This is a genomic window from Paenibacillus sp. 598K, from assembly GCF_003851045.1.
In the GTDB taxonomy this organism is placed as follows: domain Bacteria; phylum Bacillota; class Bacilli; order Paenibacillales; family Paenibacillaceae; genus Paenibacillus_D.
The window spans coordinates 711-18,871 of record NZ_BFBX01000135.1 but is presented as its reverse complement, the minus strand read 5'-3'; the positions used below and the strand labels follow the sequence as shown (position 1 = coordinate 18,871).

The window sequence follows — 18,161 nt, the reverse complement described above, 5'->3', positions numbered from 1 at the left end:
CAGCCCCTGCGCCACCGCCGAGGCAGAGCCGCTCGAGGAGCCGCCCGGGATGCGTCCCGGCGCAGCCGGATTAAGCGGCGTGCCGTAGTGCGCATTTTCGCCATTAATGCTGTACATCACCTCATCGGTCACCGTCACGCCGCGCAGCGATGCGCCGGCGGCGAGCAGCCGCTCCACGACCGCGGCATGACGCTCGGCCGGGCCATGCGTCCGCAGCCAGTCAGGGTTGCCCGCCGAGGAGACATGCCCCGCCACATCGAATACATCCTTCAGCACAAACGTCATCCCGTCCAACGCCCCGCTCCCGGTCGCCGCCAGCTCCAGACTGCGGTCGATATAAGCGCCCCCGTCTACCGTCGTGTTCATCCCTTGTGCCGTCATATGGCTCGTCATCGTCCTCTCTCCCCGTCGTAGATTGTTCGCTCCCGCCTACCAGGCGATCGCCGCGCCGTCGCAGCGCGGATCGGAGCCGCCCTGCAGGAAGCCGTAGTCGTCACGCACGATCGCATGCGCATGTCCCATGATGCCGTCGTAGGCGCCGACCATCCGCACCTGATGTCCCGCTGCCGCCAGCGCTGCCCGCACCTCCGGGGCGACCCGGCTCTCCAGCTTCAGCTCGCGCGTCTGCTCGCCCCAGGTCCGGCCCCATACCCAACGCGGCGCATTGATCGCCTGCTGCGGGTCCATGCCGTAGTCGACCATCCGCGTGAAGATCGCCGTCTGCGTCTGCGGCTGGCCCTCGCCGCCCTGGGTCCCGTAGAGGATCGCCGGTTTGCCCGCTCGACACGCCATCGCCGGCATGAGCGTATGGAACGTCCGCTTGCCCGGCTGCAGGCTGTTGATATGCTGCGGATCGAGCGAGAAAAACGAACCGCGATTTTGCAGCAGCACGCCGCTCTCGCCGGCGACGACGCCGGAGCCGTACTCGAAGTACAGGCTCTGGATGAAGGAGACGGCGTTGCCGTCGCTGTCGACGACGGCCGCATACGCGGTATCGCTGCCGAGCGAGACCGCGTCCTCGTCCGAAGCCCGGCTCAGATCGATCGTCGCCGCCAGCTCGGCCGCATACTCCCGCGAGAGCAGACGGGCCAGTGGAACCTCAGCGCACGCCGGATCGGTCAGATACCGATTGCGGTCGCGGAAGCTCCGCTTCAACGCTTCGACGCATAGCTGATAGTACTCGTACGATCCGTGCTCGACCGCTGGCAGATCGAAGCGCTCCAGCATCTGCAGCGTCATGATCCCGGCGAAGCCCTGCGAGTTGGGCGGCATCTGATACAGCTCATATCCCCGGTATGAGCCGGTCACCGGCGTCACCCAATCGCCGCGATGCGCCGCCAGATCATCGGCTGTGAGCAGACCGCCGCCGCTTGTCATCGCGTCTGCGATCATCCCGGCCGTCTCGCCCTCGTAAAATTCGTCGCGTCCGCGCTCGGCGATGCGGCGCAGCGTTCGCGCCAGCGCCGGCTGCCGGAAGCGCTCGCCCGCTACCGCTGGTTCGCCGCCGGGCAGATAGACGGCCGCCGTCTCCGGCGTAGCCGCGAGCATCTGCCGATGCGCCGCTGTATGCGCATGCTGATCCGGCGACATCGGGAAGCCGTCCTCCGCGTAGCCGATCGCTGGCGCCAGCACCTCGGCCCACGGCAAGCGGCCATACTCGCCATGCACCGCCGCCCAGCCGTCGACCATGCCGGGCACGGTGATGGAGCTGCGGATGCCGCGAGTCGGGATCGCCTCCTCCCCGGCGAACGCCTCGATCGAGCAACGGCTGCCTGCGCGGCCGCTCGCATTATACCCTCGCACGCGTCCCTCCAGATGATGCCAGCCCAGCCAGAAGGAATCGCCTCCGAGTCCGGTCATATGCGGATAGACGACAGCCAGAGCGGCGCTGACCGCCACCGCCGCGTCGTAGGCATTGCCTCCCCGCTCCAGCATTCTTGCGCCCGCAGCCGAGGCCAGGTAGTGCGGACTGACGACCATCGCTTGCGATCCGATCACTGCTTGCCTCATGACATTCCCCACTTTCTATTTGATGATAGATAAATTAACATTAAGATCTGTTATTAATCTACCACCTCAGAGACCAACATTCAACCGTTTTGTTTGATCACAAGTCAGAAATGTATTGAAAACGAACGGAAACGCGTATATATTTTAACGTATAGCAAGTTAAGATCGACTTATAACTTCATTTCGCAAATCGATCGCATCGAAAGGAGCCTTAACGGCATGAGCTCAAAACACCAATCCGAACCGCCAGCCGCGATGATTGATGACATGGATCGTAAAATTATCGCGCTGCTGCATGAGAACGGACGCATCTCGTATACCGATCTGGCCAAAGAGGTCGGTCTCTCCCGCGTTGCCGTGCAGGCCCGCGTAGGCGCGCTGACCGATGCCGGCGTCATCGAGCGCTTCACCGCCGTCATCAATCCGGAGAAAATCGGCATCCGGGTTTCGGCGTTTTTTAACGTCGAGGTGGAGCCCAAGCATCTGCACGCCGTCGCCGATCAGCTCGCAACCGAGCCGTACGTCACCAGTCTGTATCATATGACCGGACCAAGCAAGCTGCATATGCACGGGTTGTTCCAAAGCAACGAGGAGATGGAGGGCTTCATGAAGGAGAAGCTGTACACCTTGCCCGGCATCATGAGCGTCGAGTGCCAGCTGCTGATCAACCGCTATAAGAGCAGAATGGGGATGAGGTTGTAGCCATGAGCGAAAACGCAACAGGCAATGTATATGCCCAGCTGTCCTGGGCCATGGCGAAGACCGGCATCCTCGGCTACGGCGGCGGTCCCTCGGTCATCCCGCTCATCCGCTACGAGACGGTGAAGGCCTATCGCTGGATGGATGACGAGGAGTTCGGCGAGATTCTGGCGCTCGCCAACGCGCTGCCCGGGCCGATCGCCACCAAGATGGCCGCCTATGTCGGCTATCATCAGAAGGGCACGCTCGGCGCGATCGTCTCTGTGCTCGCCCACATCCTGCCCTCCAGCGTGGCGATGATCGCGCTGCTCAGCTTCGTCCAGTTCCTGAGCGGCTCGGCGATCGTCCAGGGCATGATCGGCGCGGTTATCCCCGTCGTCGCAGTCATGCTTGGCGTGATGGCCTATGAGTTCGGGGAGAAGGCGGTCAAAGGGCTAGGCCTGCCTGCCGGCATTGGCTTTTTTGCACTGGCCTTCGCCATGCTGCAGGGCGTGCAGATCCACCCAGCCTTCGTCATCCTGATCTTCATCGCCTATGGCGCGATCCATATGAATACGGTCGCCAGGCTCAAGCTGCGGCAGGAGCGCAAGCTGGAGAAGCGCATCCGCGATCAGCAGCAGAAAGGGGGCGGCGTAACTCGTGGCATGGACTGAGTGGTGGAATCTGTTTGTCGGCTTTTTCGTGGCCAATGTGCTGGGCTATGGCGGCGGTCCGGCGTCGATCCCGCTCATGTACCGGGAGATCGTCACCAATCACGCGTGGGCGACGCCCGAGGAATTTTCCAACATCCTGGCGCTAGGCAATGCGCTGCCCGGTCCGATCGCGACCAAGATCGCTGCCTTTGTCGGCTTCGACGCCGGGAGCTGGGTCGGCATCTTCATCGCCCTGTTCGCGACGATCGCGCCGTCTGCGATCGCGCTCGTCTACATGCTGCGACTGCTCCGCAAGCATCGCCAGTCGCCGGTCGTCAAAGGCATCACGCTGCTCGTGCAGCCGGTCATCGCGATCATGATGGTGCTGCTCACCTGGCAGATGGCCGACAGCTCGATCGCTTCGATCGGCATCATCCAGTCGCTGCTCATCGCAGCCGTCGCCTTCTGGGCGATGCAGATCCGCAAGATTCACCCGGCGATCATCATCGTCTGCGCCTTTGCTTATGGCGCTATCGTGGTGCCGTTAGTGAACTGGGTCTGATGCGCAGTATCTGAGTCAAAGCGAGCAGTATCACAGCATAAGTACATGCACGCACACGCACACGCAGCAATGCAACCATCTGCCCCCCTGCCTCGTCTATCGTATATCCAGATAAAGGAACAAGGGGGGATGTATCAGTGGTCAAGCGAACGTTGCTCGTCCTCATAGCTGTGTTGCTTGTCGGCGGGCTGGCAGTAAGCTACTGGACAGGCGGCATCGGGATGCTCGATCTGAAGCAGATCGTCATCATGAAGACCGACAGCTTCAGTCCGGCTGAAGCGGTAGAGGTACAGCGTCTGGATACGCAGCGCGAATTGCGCGTCTTGTCCAGGGCAGTGGGCAGTGCTGAGGCGCGATCTGGTATCGTCAATATTTCCGAACCCAACTATATGGTGCGTGCCCAATTTTTATTTCAGCCAGATCGGCTTTACTTTTTTTGGGCAGCCGAATCGGGCGATATTGCGATGATGCGAACAACCGACACGCACCGCCTCTACACCATCTCCATCCAGCAGGCCGAGGCGATCCGCCCTCTCTTGCTTAGGGCCGGTCAGTAACATTATCCTGCCGCTAATTAACGTTTTTATCTCACGCATTAGCCCAAACAAATGCTGGGCAGGGATAAGTGTAAAAATACATTTATTTACGACGAAAAGGAGTGAAACTAGGTAAATAAATGCAAATGCGCACTTAATCGGAGTGAATTTGCCTTCTAATGTGACGTTTTCCAAAAACAACTGCACTTTTGCATTAAAATTCCGATTTCACACGCTTTGGAGCATAAATAGAGGTATTTTTGCAGTTAAGCGATGATAGAGAACGCAAAAAAGCACGATCCCGGCTCTGTCGACCGGGATCGTGCTTTTGCGTGACAAGTCATGTGGATACCTTACAGGTGCTCTTTATCGTAAATGCTCAGGACTTCAAGCTGTCATGGTCCTTCTCGTGTTCCCACTTGCGCGAATAGGCCTTGTTCGTCACCCAGAATGTCATCCAAGTCAGGATGATAAAGATGATGATCGACGCCACCCACACAACTACAGGCACGTCCATGGCTGCTCCCCCTTCCAATGCATAATCGCCGGACACTACTTACCTTTATTATATCAGATAAATGTGACGATTATGGGGGAGGATGTGACAAGGTGGTTACGAAGCTCCTTCATTCCACATGATGCGCGTCAGCCGAATGTGCCCGCGTCCCTTCTACCTCGTGTCCGGTTGATTATGCCAGCTTCCCTTCTACGTCGTGTCCTTCCCTGCGCCAATACTCGATGCCTCCGAGCATCTCCTTTACCTGGAAGCCGAGTGCAGATAAGCTGGCCGCGCTTTTGGCAGCGCCGTTGCATGCCGGTCCCCAGCAATAGACGACGATCAGTTTCTTTTTGTCCCATCCGGCTGTCGTCTCGGCCGTAATCTTGTCCGATGGCAGATTGATTGCTCCGACCGCATGGCATTCTTCGTAAGCCCGGGCGCTGCGAACGTCGACGAACAGGAAGTCGGCCACCCCGTTTTTCAGATCGTCGCATACGTCCGATGCGTCCGTCTCTACGGACAGCTTGTTGATATAATGGCGATGGGCTTGTTCCGGCGAAGCGGCGGGCGTTTCGAGCACTAACGAGCGGACTGTTTCCATTGGCATTCCCTCCATATATAGGATGTCGATTGCTTGACAACACTATAGCACGGCTTCTGCGAATGGAGTTATCGATAGGAATCGATGGTTACCATCAATCATTTTGATCATTTACGACGCCGAGAAGCTCGATGAATCCACGAAATGCGTTCGACTGCCATTTTTTCTTCGGATAGATGAGCTGCGTAAAAAATCGACAAGCCGGATCGACGAATGGCAATGGAGCAACCTGCCCTTTTCGAACCTCTTCCGCAACCGCAATGCGGGGCAATAACGCGACGCCCAGGCCGTTAATGACGCATTGCTTGATCGCCTCCAAGTTGCCAAATTCATAGGCGATTCGATATCCGATCTGATGCGTATTCAACACGCGAAGCAGCATGGCCCGATAGGTGCAACCGTCTTCCGTCAAAATCAGGGATTCGTGATCCAGATCCATCGCCCGCACCTCGCTGCGAGCCGCCAGCGGATGCTCCGGACTGACGATGATGATCAACGGCTCTTCTCTCAGAACGACGGTATGAAGCTCCGCATCCGCGAAAGGCGGGTCCAGAATAATACCCATGTCGAGCTTCCCTTCCTTGACCGCCTCGATGATCTCCGGCTCGTTGCCCGGCTGGATCATGACATTAACATCAGGGTAATTGCTTCGATATGCGCCCAGGTGAGGCGGCAGATAAAAGGCGGCCAGCGTCTCGACCGTTCCGATCGACAGCGTTCCTTTGGATTGGCAAGATACGGCTTCCCTGGACTCTTCATGCAGTCGATGGATTTTATTGGCGTACTGCAACAGTATCTGCCCGGCCAGCGTCAGCCTCATCTGGCGACCGAAGCGTTCCATGAGAACTACGCCATACGACTCCTCCAGCTTTTGGATCTGCGTCGTCACACTGGACTGGGCATACCCGAGCGCCTCGGCGGCACGCGTATAGTTTCCCCATTTCGCCACTTCGCGAAACGTCTTGAGGTAGGTCAGTTCCATGAGCGCCTCCCCTGCTCTTAGCGCGCTGGCTAGCCCGGCATGATCGATATGAGCGCAACGGCAGCTTTTACTACTTATTATAACGGTCAGTGCTCATCACGCACAGCGCCTGTTTCATGTTATAATACGAGGTGAATCTTTGAATTCAAGGTGAAAGGGCTGTATTCGTCCTTTGACGGGCCGCAGCCGTTTCATTCCGGAGAATATAGAAGCTTTAGGAGGATGCCGAGATATGACTTATTCGTTTGACCAGGTACCCGACCGTCGCAACACTCACTCCTATAAATGGGACCAATCCGCCAAGCTGTTCGGCGATCCCGATATCCTGCCGCTGTGGGTGGCCGATATGGACTTCCCCAGTCCGCCCGCGGTCCAGGAAGCGCTGATCCGCAGAGCCGAGCAAGGCGTCTACGGCTACACCTTCCGCTCGGACGACTATGCAGCAGCGCTCGTCGGCTGGCTGAAGCAGCGCCACGACTGGGACGTCACGCCCGCTCAGATCACCGATGTGCCCGGCGTCGTCACGACGCTCAGCCTGTGCGTCGAGTTGTTCAGCGAGCCTGGCAGCCCGGTGATCCTGCAATCGCCGGTCTATTACCCATTCTATGACGTAATCAAAATGAACGGCCGCCAGGTCGCGAACAATCCGCTCGTCATCCGAGACGGGCGCTATGAGATGGATTACGACCATCTCGAGTCGCTGATGCAGGGCGGCGCGCGCCTGCTGCTGCTCTGCAGCCCGCACAACCCCGGCGGACGCGTATGGGAGCGCGCGGAGCTGGAGCGGCTCGGCGAGCTGTGCGCCCGCTACGATGTCATCGTTGCCTCCGACGAGATCCATGCCGATCTCGTGCTCGCTGGCCATCGGCATCTGCCGACCGCGACGATCTCGACCGATCTGGCGCAACGGACGATTACGGCGATGGCGCCGACCAAGACGTTTAATCTTCCCGGTCTGCAATCGTCCTACGCAGTCATCCAGAACCCCGAGCTGAAGCGCCGCTTCGATTACAAGCTGAAGGCGCTGAGCATCCATATGATGCACTACTTCAACAACGACGCGATTACAGCCGCTTATACCGAAGGAGCCGACTGGCTGGATGCGATGCTCGCCTATGTCGAGGAGAATCTCGCTTACGCGATCGACTACCTCGGCGAGCACCTGCCGCAGGTCGTGCCGATGAAGCCGGAGGCAACCTATCTGCTCTGGGTCGACTGCCGGGGGCTCGGCCGCGATATCGCCGGGCTCAAGCAGCTCATGTACCGGGAAGCGGGCGTCGCCTTCAACGAAGGCTCGGTGTACGGCGATGAGGGCTCCGGCTACCTCCGCATCAATGTCGCCTGCCCGCGCTCGGTGCTCGCCCAAGCGCTGGAGCGGTTCTGCCGCGCCGCCATCGCCGCTATGCCGGACACTGTTCCAGGCGCATCCAGCTAACCGCATACGCCTTAACCGACACCAATGCCCCGCACAGCTCGCAGCTTTGCGGGGCATCTTTTTTCGTATGGCTCAGGCTTAGCCGTGCAGGGCGCTCTGCCGCTTGTAATGATCCTCCAGCACCAGCGCCGCCATCGCCTCGACGACCGGGACGATACGCGGACAGATGCACGGATCATGGCGCCCTTCGGTGACGATCGTCTGTTCCTCGCCGGCTTGATTGACCGTACGCTGCGGCACCGAGATCGACGAGGTCGGCTTGACGGCGACGCGGAAGACGATCTCCGCGCCGGTGCTGATGCCGCCGACGATGCCGCCTGCATGATTGGTCAGGAAGCCCTGCTGGTCCATCTCGTCGTTATGCTCGCTGCCCTGCATCTTCGCTGCCGCGAAGCCTGCGCCGAACTCGATGCCCTTGACTGCGCCGATCGACAGCATCGCGCGCGCCAGCTCGGCGTCGAGCTTGTCGAAGGCTGGCTCGCCCAGACCGGTCTGTACGCCGCGAATCCGGCATTCGACGATGCCGCCGCAGCTGTCTCCCGCCGCTGCAAGCGCTTCAATCTTGCGCACCATCCGCTCGGCTGCTTCAGGATCGCAAGCCCGCACCGGATTGAGCTCGATCTGCGACTCGTCCATCGTCTCGCAGGCGATACCGCCGATCTCCCTCGTATACGCGAGGATCTCGACGCCGCGCCGCTCCAGCAGCTTGCGCGCGACCGCGCCGCCCGCGACCCGTCCGGCTGTCTCGCGGCCCGAAGCGCGCCCGCTGCCGCGATGGTCGCGGTGTCCATACTTCTCCTGATATGTGTAGTCGGCATGCCCGGGACGGTAGGCGTGCTGGATCGCATCATAAGCCGACGGACGCATATCATGATTGTTGAGCATGATGGTGAGCGGCGCGCCGGTCGTCCGACCCTCGAAGACGCCGGAGACGATGCGGATCACATCGTACTCCTTGCGCGGCGTCGTCACCGAGGACTGACCCGGACGTCTGCGGTCCATCTGACGCTGGATATATGGCTCGTCGATCTCTACGCCCGGTGTCACCCCATCGACGATGACGCCGACCGCCACGCCGTGGGACTCGCCGAAGGTTGTAATGGTGAATCGTTCCCCAAAAGTATTGCCTGCCATAGATGATTCCTCCTCTAGCGCTGTAAAAAACAATTTATACGTATTATAATCAAGATGGTGAAATAAATGAAATTACAATAAACTACTCTTATCATAGAAAGGATTTATATCATGATCAATCTGGAATGGTATCGAATCTTTTTGTATACGGCTCGCGCCGGCAATCTGACCCATGCGGCAAGGCAATTGTACGTCACCCAGCCTTCCGTCAGCTACGCGATCAAGCAGCTCGAATCGGAGCTTGGTGTATCGCTGTTTCACCGTCTGCCCAAAGGCGTCGTGCTAACGGAGGAAGGCCGCGAGCTGCTCGCCTATGTCGAGCAATCGCTCACTGTCCTAGAGGCCGGCGAAACCCGCGTCGCCGCGATGAAGCAGCTCGCCGAAGGGGAGCTGCGGATCGGCGCCAGCCAGTCGCTCATCAAGCATGTGCTGCTGCCGCATCTCAATGCCTTCCACGTCGAGCATCCCTCGATCCGGATTCGGCTCTCACCGGCTAAGACCTCCTCCATCCTGCAAGACATCCGCGACGGTCGTCTCGATTGCGGACTTGTCCATCTGCCGGCGACTGGCTCAGGCTTGACGATTCACCCGATCGCCGAGCTGCAGGATGGCTTTTTCGTTGGCGCGCCCTTCAGGCATTTGGCGGAGCGGCCGCTTTCGACACGGGAGCTGGCCGAGCTGCCGCTCTTGTCTTTTTCGGAGGAGAGCAGCACCCGTTCCTTTGCCCAGCAATGGTTTGCGATAGAGCATTGCGCCTATGAGCCGGATATCGAGCTGGGCAGCGTCGAGCTGCTGACGGAATTTGCCCGGGCTGGCTTCGGCGTCGCGTTGCTTACTCGAGCGTTCGTGCAAGAGGAGCTGACCGACGGCCGCTTGATCGAGCTCGAGACGGAGCGCGCTTTACCTCGCCGTAAGATCGGCCTGGCCCTCCATGGCGAGCGCAAGCTGGCTCTAGCAGCCGAGCCATTCGTCGCGAGGCTGCTGGCAACGAGCTTATAGACATAAGGCGCTTCTTCTGCGTTCAGGAGTGAAGTTACTCACATTTTGAACCGATATATACACAGATTTCGCGCTACTTATCCCCATTTTGACGGATGTTGTCTGAATATTATGCTCATTATCCACAGTTACACCCATATTCCGCTTCCAATTAACTGATCGCCCCTAGGGAAACTAGTTATACACATGTTTATCCACATATTCAACATTTTTATCCACATATACGAACTATTTACCCACATTAATTATATTTTTACGCACATTCTATCCCCAATTCCGCCTGTTTTGTGCACAACCAGCATTCGGCAGTCAAACAAAATAGCCCTGCGGCGCGATGCCGCAGAGCTTGTAATCAATGGGAAGCGAATAATTGTGATTCAGGTCGTACCATCTTGCCACCCGCACGTCATGCCAGCTTCCAGCTGTGCGGGACCTTGCCGTAGAGATAGCGGAGCAGTCGTGCTCTCCTGCTTCTCCTCCTTAACTGAGAGTGCATAGCAATCAACAACCTTTCGGAATACCAACGCTTGCGCATCCGTCTGTCGTCTGATTATCTAAACTCACTTCCCATCTTGATTTCTATTACCCGTTTCGATCCGGTATGAAACATGTTTTTTTAAAAAAATATTCAGCCCGCGCTTTTACCGTCAGTCGAAACGGAAGGGCGGCTATTTCCGACCGTAGTCTGCCTTGATCTCGCCCCACGCCTTGGTGTTCCATTTCAACACCTTGTTGTCGTACGAGTTGGTCTGCAGCCATTGCACCGCCCGGTCCACCAGCACCCAGATCTCCTCGGTGCTCGCATCTCGCGGCAGCGTCGTCGCGACGGCCTTCTGCTTGACCCATTTGATGGCGTTGACCGAGTCGCTGTAGACCGTCTTGCTGCTGCCCTGCGACTGCAGCAGCGCCAGCGCATGGACGATCGCCAGAAATTCGCCGAGGTTGTTGGTGCCTTTGCGCACTGGGCCCTTCTCGAAAATGACCTGACCGGTGCGCGTATCGACGCCCTTGTACTCGACCGGACCGGGATTGCCCTTGGTGCCGACGTCGACCGAGATGCTGTCATAGTCGATCTCGCCTGCCGGCTCCTCCGCCTTGGTCCGTCTGCGGACGCCGCCACCTGCGCCAGCCGCCTTGCTTTTGCCGCCCGACTGGCTGCCCCAATAGCCCTTCCAGCCCTTCTGGTACGCTTGCTCCGCCTCTGCCTTGGTCGGGAAGGACTTGTACTTGGCGTCCGTATATCCGTTCACCTGCTTCTGGCACTCCGGCCAGCTGCTATAGATGCCGGGCTGCTTGCCTTGCCAGACAACATAATATTTGGCCATGCCTCGCTCCCTTCCAGAATGCAGGTACCGCCCGCACTAGCCGGACAGCATCCTCATCTCTCGCTTTATCCTGCTACGCTTCCGCCAACGCGCGCAGTCCGAGCGCAACCGAGCCGCTCAGACCGGCGTTGTCGCCCAGACCCGGAGGCACGATGTAGCTGTCGATGCCGGTGACGATCTCCGATGCGCTGACGTAGCCTGCGAGGTTCTTGAGCACCTCTGCGCGGATCATCGGGAACAGATGACGCTGATGCATGACGCCGCCGCCGAGGATGATCTTGCGCGGCGAGAGCATGAGGATCGAGTTGGTCACCGCTTGCGCGATATAATACGCTTCGAACGCCCACGCCTGATGATCCTCCGGCAGCTCATGCCCCTTGACGCCCCAGCGTCCGAGCAGCGCCGGACCGGCTGCCAGCCCCTCCAGACAGTCGCCGTGATACGGACAGAAGCCCGCATAGGTGTCCTCGGGATGACGACGCAGCAGCACATGCCCACCCTCGGGATGGACGAGTCCATGCACCAGCTTGCCCTCGGTGTAGACGCCGACGCCGACGCCCGTGCCGATCGTATAGTAGACGCAGCTATCCAGCCCTTGCGCTGCGCCCCAGGTCGCTTCGCCGAGCGCCGCCGCATTGACGTCGGTATCCCAGCCGAAGGGGACGTCGAATGCCTGCTTCAGCGTGCCCAGGAAGTTATAATTGCTCCAGCCCGGCTTTGGCGTCGTTGTAACGTATCCATAGTGCGGACTGTTTTTGTCGATGTTGATCGGACCAAAGGTGCCGACGCCGATCGCCTCCACCTGCTTGTCCCGGAAGTAGTCGATCACCTGCGCCAGCGTCTCCTCCGGCACGCCGGTCGGGAAGCTGACCCGATCCTCGATTTGACCCTCTGCATTGCCGATGCCGCACACGAATTTGGTGCCGCCGGCTTCAATTGCTCCAATACGCGTCATTCCATGTCCCTCGCTATCCATCTGTTATCTTATGCGCCCCGCGCATATTGTCCATATCCAGAGTACGTGAAAATCGACCGCAAGTAAAGCAAACGCGTCACATGTCGCGCTTCGCTCCACAAAAGCACCTTTAAGGAATTCTTAAGAGAAAATCATAAAGAAACTGAGCTTTATCCTGTAGCATAAGGAAAAAAACGCAGCAACAGCAGCCAACGGTCTGCGAAAGGGGATAATGCAATGAACAACATGCTGGAAGTCGCCAATGTTGAAAAAATCTATCCGGGCAAGGTCGCGACGCGCGCCCTCCATGCTATTCGATTCACTGTACAGCAAGGCCAATTCGTCGGCATCATGGGACCGTCGGGCAGCGGCAAGACGACCCTGCTCAATCTGGTGTCGACGATCGACAAGCCCAGCTCCGGCACTGTTATCATTAACGGCCAAGACCCGCAGCGGATGAACAAAAACGAGCTAGCCCGCTTCCGCCGCCAGCAGCTCGGCTTCGTCTTCCAGGACTTCAACCTGATGGACACCTTGACTGTAGAGGAAAATATCGTGCTGCCGCTCACGCTTGACCATGTGAAGCTGGACGAGATGGACAAGCGGCTGGCCAAAGCCGCGGCTCGTCTAGGGATTGAGGACATCCTGAGCAAGCGGGTCTATGAAATCTCCGGCGGCCAACGTCAGCGCACCGCAATCGCTCGCGCCATCATCGCCCAGCCTTCGCTCATCCTGGCCGATGAGCCGACAGGCTCGCTGGACTCCCGCTCCTCGCGCCAGGTGATGGAGTCGCTGGCTTCCATCAATCGCGTCGATGCCACCACCGTCCTGCTCGTGACGCACGACCCGCTCGCCGCCAGCTACTGCGACCGCATCCTGTTCATCAAGGATGGCGAGCTCGCCGGCGAGATTCAGCGCGGCGAGAGCCGTCAGGCTTTTTTCCAACAGATCATCGACACACTTTCGTCCTGGGGAGGTCAGACGGATGAGCTTTCGTCAATTCGCCTATAACAACGTCCGTCGCAATCTGCGCGCCTACATCGCCTACCTGCTCAGCAGCGCTTTTATGGTGATGCTGTTTTTCAGCTATGCGGTATTCGTCTTCCATCCGGCCATTCGCGACGCGGAGATGGGGGCGCGCACAGCCGCCGGTATGACCGCCGCCTCGGCGATCGTCTATGTCTTTGCTTTTTTCTTCGTCCTGTATTCGATCAGCGCCTTCCTGAAGTCGCGCAACCGCGAGTTCGGCATCCTGACGATCCTCGGCACCAGTCCGGGCCAACTGCGGCGGCTCGTCTTCACCGAGAATATGATGGTCGGCATCATCGCCATCCTGGCCGGGCTGGCGGGCGGTTTTCCGCTCTCCTACGCTTTCCTCGGCTTGAGCACGGCCAATCTCGGTGAGGAGTCGCTGCCGATGTACCTGCCGGTAAGAGCGCTTGTCCTGACGGCCGTCGCCTTCTTCATCCTGTTCCTGGTCGTCTCGGCGTGTACGCTCATCTTCCTCGGGCGCAATCAGGTGCTGGACCTGCTCCAGGGGAGCAGCAAGCCCAAAAAAGAGCCGAAGGTGTCGATCTTGCTCGCGCTGTTCGGCGCGTCGCTGCTACTCATCGGGCTGCTGGCGTTATGGGTCCATCTTACGCCGATGTCGATCCTGGTCGCTGCCGCCACCGGCATCGCCGGCACGTACTTCTTTTACTCGCAGCTCACAGTGCTCTTCGTGCGTCTGCTGAAGCGCAATCGCGGCCGGTTACGGCAGGGCGTACGGCTGCTATGGATTTCCGAGCTCGCCTACAAGCTGCGCGACAATGCGCGGATGCTGTTCCTGATCACCGTTATGACGGCGCTGGCCAGCATGAGCACCGGCATCGTCCTGGCGATCGACCAGACCGCGCGCGAGGAGTATGAGAAGCAGCCGTTTTCCCTAATCTATCTGACCTTCGACGAGAAGGCCGACGAGAATAGCGCCATCATCCGCGATACGCTGGAGGAGCAAGACATCCCGTATCGCGAGATCGTACAATACCGGCTCTACAGCACCGTCAACCAGGAGAACGGACAAGAGCATTATCTCGAGACGATGCCGCTATCGGTCTACAATGCTCTCGCCCAACTCGTGCAAGTGCCTCAGGCGGAGCTCGCGCCAGGCACAGCCCTCGTCGTCCGAACCGACACCCGCGAGGCCGAGCCTTGGTCCGATGGCGAGCGCGTCGCCCTCCAGCACGCGCCGCAGACCTGGTTGACATCCAAGGTGATGCTGCAAGAGAAGCTCGGCGGCCTGGGCAATTCGAGCAACCTGCTGATCGTCCCGGACGATGATTTCGCGCAGATTCGGGAGGCTGCGGAGCAGGCCGATGGCTACACCACTTATCCTTCGTACTGGTATGACGTGCCCGAGTGGAATGACGGCGTACCTGGCCGGGACGCGCCGGAGCTGACGATTAGTCGGCTCATCGATGAGCGCTTGTCCCAGGCGGACAACACCGCCGGTTATCTCGACTCCCGAGGCGTCCAATACATTATCGTGAAGCAAGCGACGATGCTGTTTACGTTCATCGGTCTGTTCATCGCTTTGCTGTTCTCGCTATGCGCGGCCAGCTTCCTCTACTTCAAGCTGCATACCGAGCTCGCCGGAGACGCTCGGATGTACCATGCGCTATCGCGGATCGGGCTGAGCGAGATCGAGATGAGGCGCGTCGCATCGCGCCAGATCGCCATCCTGTTCTTCGTGCCGATCGTGGTCGCGGCCGTGCAGACGATGGTCGTCGTACGACCGTTCCTGACCGCCGTCAACATCCAAGTGTTCTTCGAGCCAGTGCTGCTCGCCTCCGGCGGCTTCCTGGCGCTGCAGACGGTCTACTTCCTGCTCGCCCGCTGGCTGTACGTCCGCGCGCTGCGCAAGGTAATGGTGTAGGGTGTGTTTGCATACTCGGAGGGTAGCAGATTGGGCTGAATTTCCGTTCCATCCCAGGAACTTTTGTGAAGGCGTTACCTATGGGTACGGCAAGCAAAAGTGACGCCGCAGGGGGCGGAAAGGCAGCCTAAGATGCCCCTGAGCGGGTTTGCAAACACGCCCTAGATCAAGGGAGGTGACGTTGATGGATATGCTGTTGTTTGGTCTGCCTTACGCCGGGGCGTCGGCTTCTATCTATCTGAGATGGCGCGTCCCGCTGCAGTCGGATATCGAGATCGTGCCCGTCGAGCTGGCGGGCCGGGGCAGCCGGATCGGCGAGCCGTTCTACGCCGATATGGCGGAGGCTGCGAGCGATGTGGCCGGGCGCATCAAGGAGACGCTCGCCCGGCATCCGGACAAGCCGTACGCGCTATTCGGCCATAGCATGGGGGCCAAGCTGGCTTATGAGACGGCGCTGCTGCTCTGCCGCTCCGGGCTGCGAGCTCCCGTCCATCTGTTCCTGTCAGGCGCGTTGCCGCCGCATATCCCGTTGGAGCGGGAGCGTCCGGCGACAGAGATGAGCGATGCCGACTGGAGGCGGGAGCTGGAGCAGAAGGGCGGCACGCCGGTAGAGCTGCTGGACGATCCGCAGGCGCGCGAGCTGTTCCTGCCGATCTTGCGCGCCGATTACACGCTGTTGGAGCGGTATCGACCCGAACCGCCGGCAGGCGAGCTGCGCATGCCGATGACGGTCATGACAGGTCGACAGGAGGGGCTGGCCGCGTCGATGGATTCGTGGTCTGCTTATAGCCGCGGCGCATGTCAGGTGGTCGTATGCGAGGGCGGACATTTCTTCATCCATGAGGATGCGGAGACGGTGCTGCGCATCGTCCGCGACACCTTGATCGGTTTGCGGGAGGCGGATGGCTCCGTGGCTGCTCTAAAGCAGGACGTTAGCCCAACGGATCATCGCCAGGAGGACGTACGGCTGTCCGACGGACCAGCCTCCGGCTCCCGGCGCGCGACGGGCAGCATGACGACGGTCGTACGACCGCATGACAAAGGGGGTGACACGCGATGACGGAACCGCACAATCAGCTGGGCGCTCGACAACCTCACGCGATGACGGAGCCGCACAATCAGGCGGACACTCGCAAGCCTCGTACGATAACGGAGCCGCACAATCAGCCAGGAGCTCGAGATCCTCGTACGATAACGGAGTCGCAGAGTCAGCCAGACGCTCGAGCGCCTCACGCGATGATCGAGCCTCAGAAGCAGTCAAATGCCCGCAAGCCTCGGACGATCGCGAGATCAGACGTCCAGGATATGCTGGCGCTGACGCCGATGCAGGAGGGGATGCTACTGCAGGAGCTGAGGCAGCCCGGAGAGGCGGCCTATAAGGTGCAATTCCTCGTTCGGCTGGAGGGGGAGGTCGTGACCGAGACCTTCCGCGAGGCTTGGCGACAGGTCGCCGCCTCGACGGAGATGCTGCGTACGCTGTTCCGCTGGGAGGGACTGTCGCAGCCGGTGCAGATCGTGCTGAAGCGTCATGAGCCGCATATCGTCATCCACGATCTGAGCGGCGAGTCGGCGCCCGAGCGGGCGCTGGCCGAGCTGCGGAGGGATGAGCAGTCTCGCGGCTACGACTTGACGGAGCCGCCTTATCGGATCCTGCTCTGCCGACTGACCGAGCAGCGCAGCGCGATGCTCATCTGCAATCACCATATCCTCTACGACGGTTGGAGCACGGGCCTGCTGCTGGCCCGCTTCTTCGCCGCTTACGGCGCGGGGGCGGACAAGCCTCCAGCCGATCCCTTGCCGTTCAAGGCCTATGTGCAGCAGCTGCAACAGCAGGACGCAGCGGCGGCAGACGCCTACTGGCAAGCGTATCTGGACGGTCTGGAGGAGACGACGCGTCTGCCTTGGGAGACCGAGGAGGCAGAGCAGAGCGGCGAGCGGGCAACGGGCACGCTGCTGCTCAGCGCCGGGGAGACGGAGCGGCTGATGAAGGCTGCGCAGCAGCATCGGGTGACGCCCGCAACCTTGCTGTTCGCGGCCTGGGGGCTGCTGCTGCAGCGCTATGGCATGACACGCGATGTCGTATTCGGGACGACAGTGTCTGGCCGCTCTCCAGCGCTGCAAGGCATCGAGTCGATGGTCGGCTTGTTCATCAATACGGTCCCCCTGCGCGTACGCATGACCGAGACGTCGACAATCGGCGAGCTGTTGAGCGGTGTGGCCGCCGATCTGCGCGAGCGAGCGCCGTACGAGACAGTGCCGCTGGCGCGGATCCAGCAGAACGGTCCGGCGCCGGGCGAGAGCTTGTTCGACTCGATCGTCGTCGTCGAGAATTACCCGGTCGATCCCGAGGCGATGCGCTCGGCGGATGGCGGGTTAACGGTAGGCGGCTATGAGCTGGACGAAGCGACGCCCTACGCGTTGACGCTGGCCGTCACTGTCGGCGAGCGGGTGGAGTTGACGCTGGGCAGCGGCCACGCGCGCTACGATTCGCCGGGCATCGCATCGATCCTGACGCATTACCGCCGCCTGCTGTTGGCGCTTGCCGACCGCCCCGAGCGGACGCTCGCCGAGCTGGCGATGCTGTCCGCCGAGGAGCGCGAGCAGTTGATCGGCGACAGGAGCGCGCCTGCCGACACGTCTGGGACGATCGACGGTCGGTTCGCCGAGCAAGCGCGCCGGACGCCGCAGGCGATCGCGGTCCGCAGCAGGGACGGCGAGCTGAGCTATGCGGCGCTGGCGCAACAGGCGGACAGGATCGCGCGCCGGCTGCGAGCAGCGGGTCTGGCGACGGAGGAGATCGTCGCGCTGCGGCTGCGACCGTCTCCGCTCATCCCGGCGGCGCTGCTGGGCATCCTGCAGGCGGGCGGCGCCTACCTGC

General features: G+C 60.1%; 18 protein-coding genes. 10 read left to right on the top strand and 8 right to left on the bottom strand.

Annotated features, from left to right (window positions below; genetic code table 11):
* Together PA598K_RS38390 and ggt are read right to left on the bottom strand one after the other, a co-directional pair.
* Positions 1 to 393 (bottom strand): amidase family protein (locus tag PA598K_RS38390; protein ID WP_260405700.1); only part of this gene is annotated, 393 nt, incomplete at its 3' end.
* 36 nt (positions 394 to 429) lie between these two features.
* Positions 430 to 2,010, bottom strand: a complete 1,581-nt coding sequence (gene ggt, locus PA598K_RS30710) for a gamma-glutamyltransferase (RefSeq protein WP_128660598.1) — start codon at positions 2,008 to 2,010, stop codon at positions 430 to 432.
* Between the two features lie 219 nt (positions 2,011 to 2,229).
* Between ggt and PA598K_RS30705 the strand changes: the two genes are divergently transcribed.
* From PA598K_RS30705 to PA598K_RS30690, 4 genes are all read left to right on the top strand, one after another.
* Entirely contained in the window at positions 2,230 to 2,712 is a 483-nt protein-coding gene (locus PA598K_RS30705) for an Lrp/AsnC family transcriptional regulator (RefSeq protein ID WP_128660597.1), read from the top strand.
* 2 nt (positions 2,713 to 2,714) lie between these two features.
* On the top strand, positions 2,715 to 3,362 hold the full coding sequence (locus tag PA598K_RS30700; RefSeq protein WP_128660596.1) for a chromate transporter: 648 nt from the start codon (positions 2,715 to 2,717) through the stop codon (positions 3,360 to 3,362).
* Positions 3,349 to 3,903, top strand: a complete 555-nt coding sequence (locus PA598K_RS30695) for a chromate transporter (protein WP_128660595.1) — start codon at positions 3,349 to 3,351, stop codon at positions 3,901 to 3,903. The genes PA598K_RS30700 and PA598K_RS30695 overlap by 14 nt, the downstream gene beginning before the upstream one ends.
* Positions 3,904 to 4,040: 137 nt before the next feature.
* On the top strand, positions 4,041 to 4,460 hold the full coding sequence (locus PA598K_RS30690; protein WP_128660594.1) for a hypothetical protein: 420 nt from the start codon (positions 4,041 to 4,043) through the stop codon (positions 4,458 to 4,460).
* A 358-nt stretch (positions 4,461 to 4,818) separates the two neighbouring features.
* Here PA598K_RS30690 and PA598K_RS36675 read toward each other — a convergent pair whose 3' ends face one another.
* From PA598K_RS36675 to PA598K_RS30680, 3 genes are all read right to left on the bottom strand, one after another.
* Positions 4,819 to 4,956, bottom strand: a complete 138-nt coding sequence (locus tag PA598K_RS36675) for a hypothetical protein (RefSeq protein WP_185602324.1) — start codon at positions 4,954 to 4,956, stop codon at positions 4,819 to 4,821.
* Positions 4,957 to 5,128: 172 nt separating this feature from the next.
* Positions 5,129 to 5,539 carry a rhodanese-like domain-containing protein gene (locus PA598K_RS30685; RefSeq protein ID WP_128660593.1) on the bottom strand — a complete coding sequence of 137 codons (411 nt, stop codon included), beginning with the start codon at positions 5,537 to 5,539 and terminating at the stop codon, positions 5,129 to 5,131.
* A gap of 94 nt (positions 5,540 to 5,633) precedes the next feature.
* On the bottom strand, positions 5,634 to 6,521 hold the full coding sequence (locus PA598K_RS30680; RefSeq protein WP_128660592.1) for a LysR family transcriptional regulator: 888 nt from the start codon (positions 6,519 to 6,521) through the stop codon (positions 5,634 to 5,636).
* Positions 6,522 to 6,753: 232 nt separating this feature from the next.
* On the opposite strand from PA598K_RS30680, the gene PA598K_RS30675 reads away from it, so the two are divergent.
* On the top strand, positions 6,754 to 7,956 hold the full coding sequence (locus tag PA598K_RS30675; RefSeq protein ID WP_128660591.1) for a MalY/PatB family protein: 1,203 nt from the start codon (positions 6,754 to 6,756) through the stop codon (positions 7,954 to 7,956).
* Positions 7,957 to 8,034: 78 nt separating this feature from the next.
* Here PA598K_RS30675 and aroC read toward each other — a convergent pair whose 3' ends face one another.
* Positions 8,035 to 9,090 carry a chorismate synthase gene (gene aroC, locus PA598K_RS30670; protein WP_128660590.1) on the bottom strand — a complete coding sequence of 352 codons (1,056 nt, stop codon included), beginning with the start codon at positions 9,088 to 9,090 and terminating at the stop codon, positions 8,035 to 8,037.
* Positions 9,091 to 9,201: 111 nt separating this feature from the next.
* Here aroC and PA598K_RS30665 point away from each other — a divergent pair, with 111 nt between their 5' ends.
* On the top strand, positions 9,202 to 10,089 hold the full coding sequence (locus PA598K_RS30665; RefSeq protein ID WP_128660589.1) for a LysR family transcriptional regulator: 888 nt from the start codon (positions 9,202 to 9,204) through the stop codon (positions 10,087 to 10,089).
* Positions 10,090 to 10,757: 668 nt separating this feature from the next.
* Here PA598K_RS30665 and rnhA read toward each other — a convergent pair.
* Both rnhA and PA598K_RS30655 read right to left on the bottom strand, forming a co-directional pair.
* Positions 10,758 to 11,414, bottom strand: coding sequence for a ribonuclease H (gene rnhA / locus PA598K_RS30660; protein ID WP_128660588.1), 657 nt, complete (start codon positions 11,412 to 11,414; stop codon positions 10,758 to 10,760).
* 73 nt (positions 11,415 to 11,487) lie between these two features.
* Positions 11,488 to 12,369, bottom strand: a complete 882-nt coding sequence (locus tag PA598K_RS30655; RefSeq protein ID WP_128660587.1) for an ROK family protein — start codon at positions 12,367 to 12,369, stop codon at positions 11,488 to 11,490.
* A gap of 237 nt (positions 12,370 to 12,606) precedes the next feature.
* Here PA598K_RS30655 and PA598K_RS30650 point away from each other — a divergent pair, with 237 nt between their 5' ends.
* From PA598K_RS30650 to PA598K_RS30635, 4 genes are all read left to right on the top strand, one after another.
* Positions 12,607 to 13,380: an ABC transporter ATP-binding protein gene (locus PA598K_RS30650; protein WP_128660586.1), complete on the top strand. Its 774-nt coding sequence runs from the start codon at positions 12,607 to 12,609 to the stop codon at positions 13,378 to 13,380.
* Positions 13,355 to 15,283, top strand: a complete 1,929-nt coding sequence (locus PA598K_RS30645; RefSeq protein WP_128660585.1) for an FtsX-like permease family protein — start codon at positions 13,355 to 13,357, stop codon at positions 15,281 to 15,283. The genes PA598K_RS30650 and PA598K_RS30645 overlap by 26 nt, the downstream gene beginning before the upstream one ends.
* A gap of 184 nt (positions 15,284 to 15,467) precedes the next feature.
* Positions 15,468 to 16,343: a thioesterase II family protein gene (locus PA598K_RS30640; protein ID WP_128660584.1), complete on the top strand. Its 876-nt coding sequence runs from the start codon at positions 15,468 to 15,470 to the stop codon at positions 16,341 to 16,343.
* On the top strand, positions 16,340 to 18,161 hold a 1,822-nt coding region (locus PA598K_RS30635; RefSeq protein ID WP_148092014.1), incomplete at its 3' end, for a condensation domain-containing protein. The genes PA598K_RS30640 and PA598K_RS30635, both read left to right, overlap by 4 nt.